This window comes from Streptomyces sp. NPDC043867 (assembly GCF_056435845.1).
The window spans coordinates 167,740-182,460 of the sequence record NZ_JBWKDS010000004.1 but is presented as its reverse complement, the minus strand read 5'-3'; the positions used below and the strand labels follow the sequence as shown (position 1 = coordinate 182,460).

Below are 14,721 nucleotides of genomic sequence, written 5' to 3'. Positions count from 1 at the left end.
CTTCCCCTTCTCCCTCCGGGTTCCTCCTCCCCCCCCCCCCCCCCCCCCGCCCCCCCCCCCCCCCCCCCCCCCCCCCCGGACCAGCGGCTCCCGAACCGGGTCGTGGGGACTGCGGTGCGGCGCTGACGTGCTGATGGTGCGGTGGTGGTGCGGGTCGTGCCGGTGCCGGGGTGCGTGGATCAGTGGACCACGGCGCGCGCCATGGAACCGTGGCGCGGTTGCATCGGGACGCCGCCTGCGGCCTCCGGTGCTGACCTGACGCCGGCGGTGGCCGGACGGCCTGCCGGTGCCGGGTTGCGGCGCGGCTGAGCGGCCACGCCGTTCTGGACGTCCATGACCGCGTGCGCCACGAGGCCGCCCATGGGGTCGTGCCTGATCAGGTCCCGGAGCCTGGAGCGGGACGATCGTCCCTCATTCCCCGGGTAGAGGTGCTTGCCGAGACCGACCGCGTGGGCCAGCGCGGCGAGCGCCGCGGTCCGCGGGTCCGGCGGTACGCCGGTGCGGATCGCACTGTCCAGCCGGGCTCTGATCTCCCGGCTGATCTCCGTGTCCGTCGCCTGGTAGCGAGTCGTCGGAAGCACCCCGCACATCTGGCCGGCCACGGCATGGACCATGCCGCACCTCTCCAGATGCGAGAGGTAGGTCTGGCGCAGCCCCAGGCGGGGTCCGCCAATCCAGTTGACCGCGCGTACGGGTGCTCCGCGTCGGCGAAGCAGTTCCAACGCACAGTCCAGTGTCGGATCTCCTGTCGGCCGTGGTACCACCACGGCGATACGATCCCCGTCTGGGGCTATCCGTCCGGCCAGCGCCAGCTCCACTAGCTGTGCTCCGGCCAGACCGAGGTCGAGCGACTGCGGCTGTGCGGTGGTACCCGTGGTCGGGTCCAGCGCCAGCAACAGAAGCTCCTCCGGAATTGTTCTGCGGCTCCTGCCCATCCATGCCTCCCCGCGTGGATGAATGACAGGGTGACCCCTCTCACATTGGTCTGTCGAGGGCACGTGACCGGTTCGTAGTGGAACCGGTAGGTATGTCGTTCTCGTCTACCGCGGAGGGCAGGCCCGCACACAGGACACTGGTACATGGTTCGGACAGCGGTGTCCGGGCGGCGGTTTCGAGGGTTCACGGTTCGGTTGGGCGCCGCTGGGCGGCGCATGGAGGAGGCATCGGTGGCGGGCGAGTCCCCCGACAGGTCGAAGCAGCACGAGTCGTCGGCGTCGTCGGCAGAAGCGACGTCGGGGACCCCGGCCGCGGTTCCGGGGCCGACGCGGGGGTCGGCGTCGACCCCGGCCGACCCCCGGATGGCGGTGGCCCGCGAACGGGCCGCCACGGTACGGGTCGACCAGGCGACGGCGGTCTTCTCGACCCGGGCGCTGAAGGAGGCCGAGAGCTCCCCGGAGGCTGCCGAGGAGCCGGAGGGCGCGGCTCCGTCGGAGAGCGCCGGGAAGGGCGCCACGGGCGACGCGCGGCTGCGGGCCGCGGTCGCCGCGTGGGTGGCGACCGCGGACGACCCCGAGGACGCGGCACCGGACACCGACGCCTCGTCCCCCGACGAGGACAGCTCCGTCGGGGACACCCCGGGTACGGGCGCCTCGGGCGGGTCCGCCCCCGACGAGGGCACCACCGACACCTCCGTCAAGGACACCCCGGGTACGGGCACGGCCGTCCCCGACGAGGACAGCTCCGTCAAGGACACCCCGGGTACGACCGCCTCGGGCGAGGACAGCTCCGACGCGAGCACCCCGCGTACGGCCGCCCCCGGCAAGGGCAGTTCCGTAGTGGGCGCTTCCAGCGAGTCCGTCTCGGGCGGGGGCACCCCGGCGAGGGGCGGCGCCGGTACCGGCGCGTCCCGCAAGGGCGCCGTGGGTTCGGCTGCCTCCGGCGAGACCGCCGTGCCCGCCCCCGGTGTGGGCGCTTCCCGCGAGCGCGGCTCCGACGCGAGCACCCCGGCTGCGGGTGCCCCCGGCAAGGGCACCCCGCGTACGGCCGCCCCCGGCAAGGGCAGTTCCCGTGGGACCAGCTCGGGCGCGAGCACCTCCGTCTCTCCGGAGGGGACCGCCGCCGCGGCTGCGGTCACCGCCGCCAAGGGCGCGAAGACCCCCGAGGACGCCGAGCCTTCGGCAGAGGCCAGGGCTGCCGCACCCGAGGACGCCGAGCCAGCTCAGGCAGCCAAGGCCCCCGTGGACGCGAAGGCTCCCGAGGACGCGAAGCCGTCGGCGGACGCCGCCCCCGAGGACGCCAAGCCGTCGGCGGACGCCGCCCCCGAGGACGCCAAGCCCGCCCAGGCTGCCAAGCCTCCCGTGGGCGCGAAGGGCCCGCAGGACCCCAAGCCCCCCGTCGGCGCGAAGGCCCCGCACGACGCCGAGCCGTCCGCAGACGCCGAGGCCCCCGCGGGTGCGAAGGCCCCCGAGGACGCCGAGGGGGCCGCGAAGCCCGACGGCGCCGGGCGTCCCGTGGACCAGCCCACCGCCGTCTTCAAGGCCGTACCGCCCGCCGCCCCGCCGGTGGACCAGCCCACGACCATGCTCAAGCTGGGTGACGCCGGCAGGACCCCGGCCGACAAGACCCACGCCAGGCGGACTGCCACTCCCGGCGCCAAGCCGGCCGTCGCACCCGGCGCCGGCCCGGAAACCAAGCCCGGCGCCAAGCCGGCGGCCGCCTCCGGCGCGAAGCCGGCTACCGCACCCGGCGCCAAGCCCGGGAACGACACCCCCGGCGCCAAGCCGGAGCCGAACCGTGTTGGGGACGGCGACGAATCCCCGGCGGAGCGGACCAGCAAGTTCGTCGCGCTGAAGCCGCTGGACGAGCCCCCGGCGAAACCGCGCGCGACCACGCCGACGACGGCGAAACCCCCGGTCCCGCCGGCCGGGGCCACCGCCGCCGGCCCGCAGGTCGGCCCCGAGCGGACCACCCAGCAGCCGCTGCCCCCGAAGCCCCCGCTGGACCTGCTGGCCGAGCTGACGAACACCCCGCCGCCCCCGGAGACCCCGGTCCGCACGCTCGTGCGGCGCTTCAAGATCTGGACCCCGCTGGTCCTGCTGCTCGCCGTCGTCTTTGCGGTGGCACAGGCCGTGCGACCGCTCCCGGAGCCGGGCCTCGCGCTCACCGCCGGCGAGACGTACACCTTCGACGGCGGCGACCTCGACCTGCCGTGGCCGGGCCAGGGCCAGTCGGCCATCGAGGTCGAGGGCGTCGGCAGCCTCGGCACCGACGGCAAGCAGAAGCCCGCTCCCATCGCGAGCGTCGCCAAGATCATGACGGCGTACGTCATCCTCGAGGAGCACCCCCTCAAGGGGAACGAGGGCGGCGAGAAGATCACCGTCGACCAGCAGGCCGAGGACGAGTCGAAGAACGAGGACGAGTCGACGGCCGCGCTCTCCAAGGGCCAGAAGTTCACCGAGCGCCAGATGCTCCAGATGCTGATGATCCCGTCCGGGAACAACGCGGCACGGCTGCTGGCCCGCTGGGACTCCGACGGTAAGACCTTCGTCGGCAAGATGAACGCCGCCGCGAAGAAGCTCGACATGTCGAAGACGACGTACACGGACCCGAGCGGTCTCGAGAAGACGACCGTGAGCACTGCCACCGACCAGCTCAAGCTGGCCAAGGCGGTCATGCAGAAGGACGTCTTCCGGTCCATCGTGGGCATGGCGAGGGCCGACGTCCCCGGTCTGGACAAACCGATCTACAACAACAACGACCTGCTGGTGAAGCAGGTCGGCGTGATCGGCCTCAAGACCGGTTCGTCGACCCCCGCGGGCGGCAACCTGGTGTGGGCGGCCACCAAGACGGTCGCCGGCAAGACGCAGACGGTGTACGGCGCGGTCCTGGGCCAGAACGCCGGCACGGGCCGGGTCTGGGACAGCCTGCAACTGGCCCTCACCAACAGCCAGAAGCTGATCGACAAGGTCCAGCAGGGCCTGACCACCGCCACGGTGGTGAAGAAGGGTGACGTCGTCGGGTACGTGGACGACCGGCTCGGCGGCAAGACCCCCGTGGTCGCCACCGAGAACCTGAAGGCGGTCGGCTGGCCGGGGCTGCGGACGAAGCTGTCGATCGGCCCCGGCGACAAGACCGTCCCGCACTCCGCCAAGGCCGGCACGGTCGTCGGCGAGCTGACGGTGGGCGACGGTTCCGACCACGCCGTGGACATCCCGGTGGCGCTCCAGTCGGACCTCGGCGAGCCGGGCTTCGGAGCGAAGCTGACGCGCGTGAGCTGACGCACGTGCGCTGAAGCACCGGCGCTGAAGCACGTGCGCTGATGCACGGGGGCTGATGTACGTGGATCGACCCGCGAGCCGGCCCGGTCGGCCGGCGCGGGGGAGCGGGCCCGGGCGTTCACCCGTCCGGGCCTGCCCGGCGTACGCACCCTGACGCGGGCGGGCGTACGCCGGGCTGAGGTGACCGGATGCCGCGAAGCGCGCCGTGCACCCCGTCGCCGGCGCCCCGCCCGGGCGCTCCCCGGCGGGGTGCGTGCTAGCGTCGCGAACCGGGGCGGGTCGTGGGCCGTGGGGCCCGGCGAGAACACGAAACGGGACACGGGGAGTGCCGACAGGTGGCCACAGCGGAGCCGACACACGCCGACGACGCCATGCCGGATCCGGACTCCGGCCCGCGAATACGGCTGCCCGCCGACGCCCCGGCGCAGGCCGCGGCCGAGGCGGAATCCGACCCGGACACCGCTCCCGTCACCCCCGGAGCCACGGCCGAGCCCGCGCCCGCCGCCGCCACCACCGGCGGCCGTCTCGACCCGCTCCTGCGTCATCCGGTCCTGCTCGTCACCCTGCTCTCCGGAGTGCTCCACCTCGTCTGGTTCTTCACGTTCGCGAACAGTGGCGGGGACCTGGCGGCCCAGGACGCGTGGGCGGAGTTCGTGGGGCGGCACCCCGACTCGGCGTACAACCTGGCCTGGTACGGCGGCATGCACCCGGTGTCGTACAGCGTGGTGTCGCCGTATCTGATGTCCGTGCTCGGCGTGCGGACGACGATGATGATCGCGGGGACGGTCTCGGCCGGGCTGCTGACGATGATCCTGATCCGCAGCCGGGTCGTACGGAATCCGCTGTGGCCCGCACTGGCGGGCGTGTTCGGGCTGCTGTGCAACGCGGCGTCGGGCCGGGTGACCTACGGCCTCGGCATGGTGTTCGGGCTCGGAGCCACCGCCGTGGTCTTCTGCTGGCCCCACCGCTGGCGCTACAAGCGCTGGGCGAAGGCCCTCTGCGCCGCCCCGCTCGCCGCCCTCGCGACCGCCGCCTCGCCCGTCGCCGGGCTCTTCGTCGGGCTGGTCGCCGTCGCCCTCTTCCTCCAGAAACGGCGCCCGGGCGCGTGGGCGCTGGGTATCGCCCCGGCCCTCGTCGTCGCGGTCTCCGCCTGGCTGTTCCCGTTCTCGGGGACCCAGCCGATGGGCTTCGGATCGGTCGTGCTGCCGTTCCTGTCCGCCGTCGCCGTCTTCCTGCTGGTGCCCGGGGAGTGGAAGACGGTACGGATCACGTCGGCGGTGTACGGGCTCTCCGTGCTCCTGGTGTGGCTGATCAGTTCCCAGATCGGTTCCAACATCACCCGGCTGGCGATGCTCTTCACGGGCGTCGTGCTGATGGCGGCGCTGCCTTTCGCGGCGCCGCGCAGCCGCAAGTGGTACGCGACCGTCCTCTCCGTCGCGGTGTTCGTCGGCTGGATCGGGTTCAAGTCGGTCGACGACGTCGTGCACACCACCCCGACGGCGTCCTGGGCCCGGGAGCTGGCGCCTTTGGTGAACGAGCTCCAGGTGGTCGGCGCCGAGCGGGGCCGCGTCGAGGTGGTCCCGGCGCGCTCGCACCGCGAGGCCTCGGCGCTCGCCCCGTACGTGAACCTCGCCCGCGGCTGGAACCGGCAGGCGGACATGGAGCGCAACCCGCTCTTCTACGACGACACCCTCAACTCGGCGAACTACCACGAGTGGCTCCAGCGCTGGGCCGTGCACTACGTGGTGCTGCCCAAGGACGAGCCGGACGGCGACGGCGGGGAGCGGGAGCGCCAGCTCGTCCAGCGGGGCATGCCCTACCTGAAGCAGATCTGGGGCGACGCGAACTGGCAGCTGTTCGAGGTGACCGACCCGACGCCGCTCGCCGACCCGCCGGCCGTCGTGGACCGGGCCGAACAGGGTGAGCTGACGATCGAGGTGAAGAAGGCGGGGCGGGTGCTCATCCGGATCCCGTACTCGCCCTGGCTGGGACTCGTCGACGCGGAGGGCAAGAGCGTCAAGGCCCCCCAGGAGACGGAGGAGTCCGAGCACCGCGAGGACGGTACGCCGAAGTCCTTCGACAACGTCAACGGCTGCCTCATGGAGGCCGAGGAGGACGCCTCCGGCGACAAGTGGACCGAACTCCTCGCCCCCGCCCCCGGCACCTACCGCCTGGCAGCCCCCTACCAACTCCCCCGAGGCACCCCGTGCCCGGACGAACTCCGGTGACGGGGCCTGACGCTCGCAGCACGTCACCTTCTCCGTCGGTCGCACCACTTCAGCCCCGCCGACGGCCGTACAGATTCAGCCCCTCCGGCGATCGCGCAAATTCAGCCCCTCCGGCGTTTGAGGAGCGGGGTCCGGGGCGGAGCCCCGGGACGGGACGGGAAGGGGCGGAGGGGGCGAAAAACCTCCAGCCACCCCCACCCACGGAGGCCCACCCCGCCCCGGGGTCCACCGGGGATACACCCCCTGGGGTGAGCCGCCCCGGCGTTCACAGCCCCGTTCACCCACCCGGGGAGATCCACCCCGCCCCGGGAAGACCTACCGCACCGGAAACGCCACGTCGCAGACGGGATCCCCCGGCCCCGCCGACTCCCAGTCGGCGAAGTACACCTCCCGGCAGGGACCGGCGTAGCCCAGCCCCTGCTCCCCCATCCACGCCTCGACCGCCTCGAACGCCGCGAGAATCTGCGGATGGGCCACCTGCGCCTTGGTGATCCGGGCGTACGCCAGCCGCCGCGCGGGCTCGACCCGCACCCGCGTCCCCCACTCCCGCCCGTACCGCTCCGCCCACTCCCGCGCGGCCGACCCGTCCCCGACGGGCACACAGGACTCGACGGGCCCGTCACTCTCCTGCGAGACCTCGGAGTGGTAGACGACGAACGGCGCCGCGACCACCCCGCCGCACAGCCGGGCCCCCTCCTCCAGACGCCCGAGGGACGCCCCGATCCAGGCCGGCAACTCGTCGGCGAGCGTGTGCCGCGTCTGTGTGAGCACCACCCGCTCGGGTACCTCAACCGTCTCCACGACGAACTTCCCGTACATCTCGGAACCCCTTCCCGAAAGCCGTCCACGGAGGTACTCGGCGAGCGTCCGCTGCGAGGCGAACCGCTCCTCGGCGTCCGCCCAGTACGCGGCGAGCCGCTCCGCCCCCAGGGCGCCCTCCGCCTCGACCACCTCCGCGATGCGCGCGAGCGGCATGTCGAGCCGGCGCAGCAGCGCGACCAGCCGGGCACGCTCGGCCTGGTCGGCGCGGTAGTAGCGGTAGCCGCTGGCCCCGTCGACGTGCGCCGGGGCCAGCAGTCCGAGCCGGTCGTACAGCCGAAGCGCCTTCGGCGAGAGCCGCGCGCGGGCGGCGAACGCACCGATGGTGAGCAGTTCCTGAGGCACGAGCCCATCCTCCGTCACCGGGCGCCCTCCGCCCGGCACCAGAACGCTCACCCCTGCCCCAGGGGCAAGGTCAACGCGCGGGTGCCGGGACGGGAACACAGCGGCCGGGTAGGACCACGGGCCCCCGTCGGCCAAGGGGCTTCGGGGCCTCGGCGGACCGAGGGGTTACGGCAGGGCCTTCTCCACGGCCGCGACCAGCTCCGGCGCCTCCGGCTCGGTCTGCGGCGAGAAGCGCGCGAGCACGTCACCGCCGGGGCCGATCAGGAACTTCTCGAAGTTCCAGCGGATGTCCCCGGTGTGGCCCTCGGCGTCCGCGGTGTCCACCAGGCGCGTGTACAGAGGGTGCCGGCCGTCGCCGTTCACCTCGGCCTTCTCGGTCATCGGGAAGGTCACGCCGTACGTGGCGGAGCAGAACTCGGCGATCTCCTCGGAGGTCCCGGGTTCCTGTCCGAGGAACTGGTTGCAGGGCACGCCGAGCACGGTGAAGCCCCGGTCCGCGTACTGCTCGTGGAGCCGCTCCAGACCCGCGTACTGCGGGGTGAGCCCGCACTTGGAGGCCACGTTCACGATCAGGACGGCCTTGCCCCGGTACTGCCCGAGGTCCGCGGAACCGCCCTGCAGCGCACCGATCTCTATATCGAACACGGAACCGAAAGTGTCAGAAGTAGTCATCCCCGGATGCTAGCCCTGCCGGGCGCCCCCTCGGCGCCCGCCCGCCGCCCCCTCGGCGTCCGCCCGGTGTCCGGCCGGCAGCCCGCCCGGCGACCGGCCCGGAACCCCGCCCGCACCCGCGCCGGAGTCAGCCGTCCCGCTGCGCCCGGACGAGGACCTCGCCGGCGGGCGTCCGGTAGTACAGCACCGACCGCCCGGCCCGCCGCCGCTCCACCAGCCGGGCGTCCAGCAGCACCCGCAGATGGCGCCCCACCGAGCCGAGCCCCTGCCCGGTCACCGCGACCAGCTGGCTCGTGCTCATCGGGGAGCCGAGCAGGACGAGGACGCCCGCCCGGGAGGGCCCGAGCAGCGCGCCCAGACTCTCCGGCACGGACTTCGGCCCGGTCCGCACGAGCGCCCCCGAGCACGGGTACACGACGGCGTACCGGTGCGGCTCCTCCCACGACACCCAGCCGTGCCGCTGGGACGTGATGGGCACGAAGAGCAGCTCGGCGCCGGAGATCTCCCGCGGCGGATACGCGTGAAGGTTGACCTGGAGCCGGTTCTCGCCGAGCCAGCGCGTCCCGGGCCGCAGGGTGTCCAGCGCCGCGGCCCAGCCGCCCTGGCCGAGCTGCGCGGTACGGGAGACCACGTCGGCTTCGAGGATGCGCCGACGCCGGGTCCAGTACGGGCGTACGGCCTCGGTCCACACGAAGGTGAGCAGGTCGGCGGCGCGCTGGGGGAGGTCGTCCCGCTCCAGGGCGGCGGGGAGCGGACCGCGCAGCGACACCCGGAGATGGGCGCGGGCCGCCTCGGAGGACGCCCCTCGCACCCGCGCGACCTCGTCCCCGAAATCCTCGAAGTCACCGGACCCTCCGGACCTTTCCGGGGCCCGCCCGCGAGGCGTCGGCGTCAGGAAGTCGGCGATCCACTCCCGGCCGAGCCCGGAGCGGATGAGCAACGCGGTGACCGGGTCCCCGGCCAGCCGCCGCCGGTACGCAGGCAGATGGGCGTCCAGCCAGGCCCGCTCGCCGGCGTGCGCGCCCGTCCCCGCCTGGAGGAGCTTCAGCGCCCCGAACGTCTCCGCGAGCGGCGACAGCACGAACCGGCTTCCCGCGAGGGTGTCCGCGTTGACCTGCCACCAGCCCATACACCCCGCCCCGCCCCGCCCCGTCGGTTCCGCCCGTCCCGTGGGTTTCGCCCAGGCGCGAAACAATAACGACTGTCACGGGGCCCGCCGCAGACTCCGCCCATGCGCACCTACTCCGACCTCTTCCGCACCCCGGAGTTCACCCCGCTCTTCCTGGCCTCCGCACTCAGGTCGGCGGCCCAGACGATGAGCGGCCTGGCCCTCGGCACGCTGGTGTACGAGGCCACCGACTCGCCGCTGCTCTCCGCCCTGAGCATGTTCGGTCCGTCCCTCGCCCAGGTGCTGGGCGCGACCACCCTGCTCTCGGCGGCGGACCGGCTGCGGCCCCGCGCCACCCTGACCGGTATCGCCCTCGCCTTCGCGGCCGGTACGGCGTTCCTCGCGCTCCCCGGGGCCCCGGTGTGGGGCGTCCTCGTGCTGGTCTTCGGCCTCGGTCTGGTCGCCTCGCTGGGCGGCGGCGTCACCTGGGGCCTGCTGAACGAGCTTCTGACCAGGGACGGTTACCTGCTGGGCCGGTCGGTCTTCAACATGATGCACGGCATCACGCAGATCCTGGGCTTCGCGACCGGCGGCCTCCTGGTGGCCGCGCTGTCACCACGGCTCGGCCTCGTCGTCGCCGCCGCGCTGTACCTGGTCACGGCGGTGGTCTCCCGATTCGGTCTGAGCCGCCGCGAGCCCAGGGCGGCGGGCCGGCCGTCCGTGGCGGAGACCTGGCGCACCAACGCCCTGCTGTGGTCGTCCGGTCCCCGCCGCCGCGTCTATCTGCTCCTGTGGATCCCCAACGGCCTGGTCGTCGGCTGCGAATCCCTCTTCGTCCCGTACGCCCCGTCCCACGCGGGCCTGCTGTTCGCCTTCGGGGCGTTCGGCATGTTCGTGGGGGACGTGACGGTCGGCCGCTTCCTGCCGCCGCGGGTACGCGCGCGACTCGGCGTCCCGTTCCTGCTGCTCCTCGCCGCCCCGTACCTGTTCTTCGTCCTGCACCCGGGGACGGCCGTCGCGGCGGCCTGCGTGGCGGTGGCGTCCGTGGGCTTCGGCGCGAGCCTGATCCAGCAGGAACGGCTCATGGAGCTCACGCCGGACGAACTGAGCGGCCACGCCCTCGGGCTGCACTCCTCGGGCATGGTCACGCTCCAGGGAGTGAGCGCGACGCTGGCCGGAACGATCGCCCAACTGACCTCGGCGGCCACGGGAATGACGGTGATGGGCGCCGCGTCGGTCGCCGTGACGCTCGCGCTGTCAGCGACGGGCAAGCGTGAGGAACGCCGTCCAGGCGACGGGCGCGACACGGAAGAAGGGGCCGTCGGGGGCCTTGGAGTCGCGGACGTGGACGGCTGAGGGAAGGGTGGCGACCTCTAGGCAGGCGCCGCCCTGATCGCTGCTGTAGCTGGACTTGAACCACTGCAGTGCCGTGCTCATCGCTCTCCTAGCAAACGGTCCAACAGGCTCTTGGTCTCATGGGGGTTGAGGGCCTGTGTCCGCAGCATCGCATACCTGTGCTCCAGTGAGGACACCTCATCGAGGCTGGCCGTAATCCGGCTTCCGTGCGGGGCTTCGGTGTAGGCGAGCCGCTGGTGATCGGGCGTTTCCAGCAGGATGAACGGGCCCGCGAGACCGGCATGGAACTCGCGTCCGACCCGTACGACCTGGAGGGTGGTGCCCGGCGTGACGACCCACTCCCGCAGACGGCGCAACTGCTCGAAGTAGACCCCGCTGCCTCCGAGACGGTCCATCAAGGTCACCTCGGAGAAGATGAAACTGGCCGTGGGCGGCACTTTGCGGTGCAGGATCTCCTGACGCGCCAGGCGTGCTCCGACCCGCAGCTCGATCTCGTCCTCGGTCAGCGCCGGAACGTCATTGCGAAGCACGGCACGGGCATACGCCTCCGTCTGAAGCAGCCCGGGCAACACCTGGTTCTCGTACCAGGACAGGGCGATGGCCTCCCGCTCCAGGTCCATGTACTCCTCGGCCCAGCGGGGGAACAGATCCACCTCGGGCATGTGCTCCAGGGCCGCCGACAACACGCCCCTGGAGTCGAGGACTTGGTCCAGCAGCGCGGCGAAGTCCTCCTTCAGCGGGCGTCTGCCCTGCTCGATGGAGGCGATGGTCTCCTCGTCCACGAGGGCCCGCTCGGCGAGCGAGCGCTGGGTGAACCCGGCGGCCCGCCGCAGGACGCCCAGCTGCGCGCCGACCATCTTCATCGCTGACGCGTTCTTGCGCGAACGCTTCCTGGAGGTCATACGGTCCAACTCCCCCTCACGGCTGGTACATCCACCGCGGGGAACCCGTACAAGAAATCTGTACGGGTCCACTCACTGCTCCATCATGACCACAGAGCGTGACTCTGGTCACGTGAACAACGAAACCGCTCACAGCCCTCGCGAGCGCTTCTACCGGCGCGAACGCCAGTCCGTCCCGGCTGCACGGGACTTCACGAGGGCCGCCCTGTCGGACTGGGGAGTGCCGCCGGGCGCGTACGACGACATCCTGCTGTGCGCCGGCGAGCTGACGACGAACGCCCTGCTGCACGGCGTACCGCCGGGCCGGGGCCTGCGGCTGCGCCTCATCCCGTGCGGCGACGTGCTGCGCGTCGAGGTGCACGACAGCGGCGGGGGCGAACCGAGGGTCACCGCGCCGACGGGGGAGTCGGGGCGGGGACTGTTCCTGGTGGCGGAGCTGGCCGACAAGTGGGGGGTGGCGCACCGGGACCCGGGCAAGATCGTGTGGTGCGAGTTCGGACTCACCCGGTGGTCAAGCGGAAGCTGATCACAGCGGAACGCACCGGCCGGGGGACAGGGGGACAGGGGACCCGGAGAGCCGTACGTGAGTGTCTCAGAGGGCGTCGATCCGCCAGGCGATCACACCGGCCGCCCCGACGGCCCCTTCGGTGTCGATCCGTAGCGGCCCGCGCCCCGTGAGCCTTCGCTGGACGACGGACTGATCACACGGCACCGTGCCTCCCGGGGCGCCGCTCTCCGGAGTGAACGTCAGCCGCGAACCACCGGTCCCGAGGCACACCAGACTCAGCCGGTAGGTCTTCCCGTCCGAGCACGAGGCGAGCAGCAGTCCCACCGCGCCCACTGCGCCGATGGAGCCTCCGACAAGCCGGACCCGTACGCGCATGGATGTCGCCCCCGTTGATATGTCGGGGCGCCCTGCCGTCGGCGCAGACCCGGTACGCAGTGATTATCGACCAGACCTCACCCGGCCGGTGACCAGCCAAGTACCGCTAAAAAGGCGGACTTGTCAGGGGCGGTCAAGCCCCCACGTCTGCAGGGCGAAGGGGCGCCCCTTCTCCTCGCCGGTGATCAGCGGGACGTCGAGGAGACGGAAACCGGCCTTGGTGGCCACGGCGACGCTGGCGGCGTTCTCGGCCTCGAGCTCCAGGATCACTCGCTCGGCACCGAGTTGCTCGAAGGCGTAGGCGGCCATCACCCGCACCGCGCGCACGGCCAGTCCCTGACCGCGGTGTGCCGGCCCGACGGAGTAACCGAGTTCCGTGCCTTCGGGTGCACGCCGCAGCATCACCTCACCGAGGGGCGGACCACCGTCGACGGTGATGGCGAGCAGGATGGCCGTACCCTCCGCACGCAACTGCCGGTCCTTCTCCAGCCGCGCACGGGCGGCGGCCTCGTCGAAGGGCGAGACGATCGGCGTCCAGTAGGCGATATCGGGGTGATCGAAGAGCCCCGGCATGGCCGCCAGGTCCCCCTCGGCCCAGTCACGAAGAACAAGCCCTTCCCCGACAAGCTCAACCCGCGAGGGAAAGGACGACACGGCACTACTCACGATGAGGACCTCTCTGCCCGGACCAGGACGAGGCAGGATAACCACCCCGCCCCCCATCCCTCACGCCGCCCTACGACTCGGCAAGCAGGGGGTGTGCCGGGACCTCGGCGTGCAGGTGCCTCAGAGGTGTTGCTTGGCTGCCGTGACCAGTCGGCTGATGCCGTCACGGGTCCGTACCCTGGCACCGTCGAGTTCGGTTCTGCTGTCCGTCTTGAACAGCGCCGTAATGTCTGCCAGCAAGTTTTCCGCATTCCGGCTCAGTGTCTCGTCGTCGGTGAGCATCTGCACCCGGAACAGCGCCTCTTGTGCGTTGGAGCGTAGGTCGTAGGCGCGGATCCGCACCGTGTCGGGGTCCTCGGGCGGCGATTGTTCGTGCTCGCAGAACCACAGGTGAACCAGGCAGCGGCGGTAGTTGACCAAAGCGCCGGCGTAGGCGGAGTAGGCATCGAGTCGTTCCTGTCGGAGCTTCTCGCGGCGGGTGAGCTGGTGGCTTCTGTCGATGGTGCGTTGCTGGAACGCCAGGGTGATCCCCGAACCGAGCAGCGTCCCCAGGACGGCTATGCCGCTGGCGATGATGGTCTCCACACCCCAAGCTGATCACGCACGGCCTCCTCGCGGGCCATAACGCAACTCTGGAGCCGGCAGGCTTCTCCCCACCGCGGTGGTGGCCCGGGGTCCGCGGGGCTGCCTGCTCACGGGCGTTCATACGAGGCCGGTCGCCTGAGCGGCTGCCGAAGACGGTAGGAAGGGCGCAGATGGTGGTCAAGTCACCGCGGTCATTGTCGCGTAGACCACGACATTGCCCCGGTAGCCGGTCTTTTCGGCGTACTCACCCCCACAGGTGATCACGCGTAGTTCCGGCCGGGGGGAACTGCCGTAGACCTTGTCGTCCGGAAACGCCTCCTTGCCGTAGAGCTCCACGGCGTCGACCGTGAAGACGGCCGTTCGCCGGTCTGCCCGGGTGATCTCGATGGTGTCGCCCTTGGCCAGTGCTCCGAGCCGGTAGAAGACCCCGGGGCCGGCCCGCGTGTCGACGTGTCCCGTGGTGACGGCTGTCCCCACCGAGCCGGGAGCCGTGCCGCCGCCGTACCACCCGGCGAAGGTCGGCATGTCTTCCGACGGTGGGCGCAGTGCCCCTGTCTCGTCGAGGGTCAGTTCCGTCATCGGGGCATTCACGCCGATGGCGGGGACCCGCAGCCGGACCGGATCGGACGGAGGCAGCGCCGGCACGGAGGGGCGGTGGGCCGACGCGGTGCTGTTGGGACCGGGCCGCAGGGAGGGGGAGAGGGACTGCGCGGTCGAAGGCCGCGGAGGCTGTCCGCCGCGGAGCGCCGTGGACACCAGCAGTAAGCCCGCCAGCAAGGCGTAGGCGAGGAACTTGGTGGAGGGGGTGAACAGGGGAGAAGGATCGACGGACTCGTCGCCGGGTGCCATCGCTCTGGCGCCTCCGCTTCGTGGCCGGAATGAGTGGAGACGGGGTGCGGCTCGAGCCCCCGGACCCGCACGGGCCCGGGGACTGGGCCGC

General features: G+C 72.1%; 13 protein-coding genes and 1 pseudogene. 4 read left to right on the top strand and 10 right to left on the bottom strand.

Annotated features, from left to right (window positions below; translation table 11 throughout):
• Nucleotides 1-179: 179 nt before the first annotated feature.
• Nucleotides 180-935, bottom strand: coding sequence for a GOLPH3/VPS74 family protein (locus AC069T_RS05890; RefSeq protein ID WP_478781540.1), 756 nt, complete (start codon nucleotides 933-935; stop codon nucleotides 180-182).
• A 231-nt stretch (nucleotides 936-1,166) separates the two neighbouring features.
• Between AC069T_RS05890 and AC069T_RS05885 the strand changes: the two genes are divergently transcribed.
• Both AC069T_RS05885 and AC069T_RS05880 read left to right on the top strand, forming a co-directional pair.
• Entirely contained in the window at nucleotides 1,167-4,217 is a 3,051-nt protein-coding gene (locus AC069T_RS05885; RefSeq protein WP_478781539.1) for a D-alanyl-D-alanine carboxypeptidase family protein, read from the top strand.
• Nucleotides 4,218-4,552: 335 nt separating this feature from the next.
• Entirely contained in the window at nucleotides 4,553-6,445 is a 1,893-nt protein-coding gene (locus AC069T_RS05880; RefSeq protein WP_478781538.1) for an MFS transporter, read from the top strand.
• A gap of 315 nt (nucleotides 6,446-6,760) precedes the next feature.
• On the opposite strand, the gene AC069T_RS05875 is transcribed toward AC069T_RS05880, so the two are convergent.
• The 3 genes from AC069T_RS05875 to AC069T_RS05865 all read right to left on the bottom strand — a co-directional run bounded on the left by AC069T_RS05875 (nucleotide 6,761) and on the right by AC069T_RS05865 (nucleotide 9,410).
• Nucleotides 6,761-7,609, bottom strand: a complete 849-nt coding sequence (locus AC069T_RS05875) for a MerR family transcriptional regulator (RefSeq protein ID WP_478781537.1) — start codon at nucleotides 7,607-7,609, stop codon at nucleotides 6,761-6,763.
• 165 nt (nucleotides 7,610-7,774) lie between these two features.
• Nucleotides 7,775-8,281, bottom strand: coding sequence for a glutathione peroxidase (locus tag AC069T_RS05870; RefSeq protein ID WP_478781536.1), 507 nt, complete (start codon nucleotides 8,279-8,281; stop codon nucleotides 7,775-7,777).
• A gap of 127 nt (nucleotides 8,282-8,408) precedes the next feature.
• Nucleotides 8,409-9,410, bottom strand: a complete 1,002-nt coding sequence (locus AC069T_RS05865; RefSeq protein WP_478781535.1) for an ArsR/SmtB family transcription factor — start codon at nucleotides 9,408-9,410, stop codon at nucleotides 8,409-8,411.
• Nucleotides 9,411-9,512: 102 nt separating this feature from the next.
• Here AC069T_RS05865 and AC069T_RS05860 point away from each other — a divergent pair, with 102 nt between their 5' ends.
• Entirely contained in the window at nucleotides 9,513-10,745 is a 1,233-nt protein-coding gene (locus AC069T_RS05860; protein WP_478781534.1) for an MFS transporter, read from the top strand.
• Here the strand turns inward: AC069T_RS05860 and AC069T_RS05855 are convergent.
• Both AC069T_RS05855 and AC069T_RS05850 read right to left on the bottom strand, forming a co-directional pair.
• Nucleotides 10,716-10,826, bottom strand: a pseudogene (locus AC069T_RS05855) (DUF397 domain-containing protein); the annotation flags it as partial. The gene AC069T_RS05860 and the pseudogene AC069T_RS05855 overlap by 30 nt on opposite strands.
• Nucleotides 10,823-11,647 carry a helix-turn-helix domain-containing protein gene (locus AC069T_RS05850; RefSeq protein WP_478781533.1) on the bottom strand — a complete coding sequence of 275 codons (825 nt, stop codon included), beginning with the start codon at nucleotides 11,645-11,647 and terminating at the stop codon, nucleotides 10,823-10,825. The pseudogene AC069T_RS05855 and the gene AC069T_RS05850, both read right to left, overlap by 4 nt.
• A gap of 85 nt (nucleotides 11,648-11,732) precedes the next feature.
• Here AC069T_RS05850 and AC069T_RS05845 point away from each other — a divergent pair, with 85 nt between their 5' ends.
• Complete coding sequence (locus AC069T_RS05845; RefSeq protein WP_478781532.1) at nucleotides 11,733-12,173, top strand: ATP-binding protein; 441 nt, start codon at nucleotides 11,733-11,735, stop codon at nucleotides 12,171-12,173.
• 66 nt (nucleotides 12,174-12,239) lie between these two features.
• Here the strand turns inward: AC069T_RS05845 and AC069T_RS05840 are convergent, their stop codons facing one another.
• From AC069T_RS05840 to AC069T_RS05825, 4 genes are all read right to left on the bottom strand, one after another.
• Nucleotides 12,240-12,530 carry a hypothetical protein gene (locus AC069T_RS05840; protein WP_478781531.1) on the bottom strand — a complete coding sequence of 97 codons (291 nt, stop codon included), beginning with the start codon at nucleotides 12,528-12,530 and terminating at the stop codon, nucleotides 12,240-12,242.
• A 123-nt stretch (nucleotides 12,531-12,653) separates the two neighbouring features.
• The gene (locus tag AC069T_RS05835; protein ID WP_478781647.1) at nucleotides 12,654-13,199 is read right to left on the bottom strand and encodes a GNAT family N-acetyltransferase; all 546 of its coding nucleotides are present in this window, start codon (nucleotides 13,197-13,199) and stop codon (nucleotides 12,654-12,656) included.
• 117 nt (nucleotides 13,200-13,316) lie between these two features.
• Entirely contained in the window at nucleotides 13,317-13,781 is a 465-nt protein-coding gene (locus tag AC069T_RS05830; protein ID WP_478781530.1) for a hypothetical protein, read from the bottom strand.
• A 177-nt stretch (nucleotides 13,782-13,958) separates the two neighbouring features.
• A complete protein-coding gene (locus tag AC069T_RS05825) occupies nucleotides 13,959-14,630 on the bottom strand; it encodes a class F sortase (protein ID WP_478781529.1) in 672 nt (223 codons plus the stop codon).
• Between the last annotated feature and the right edge of the window lie 91 nt (nucleotides 14,631-14,721).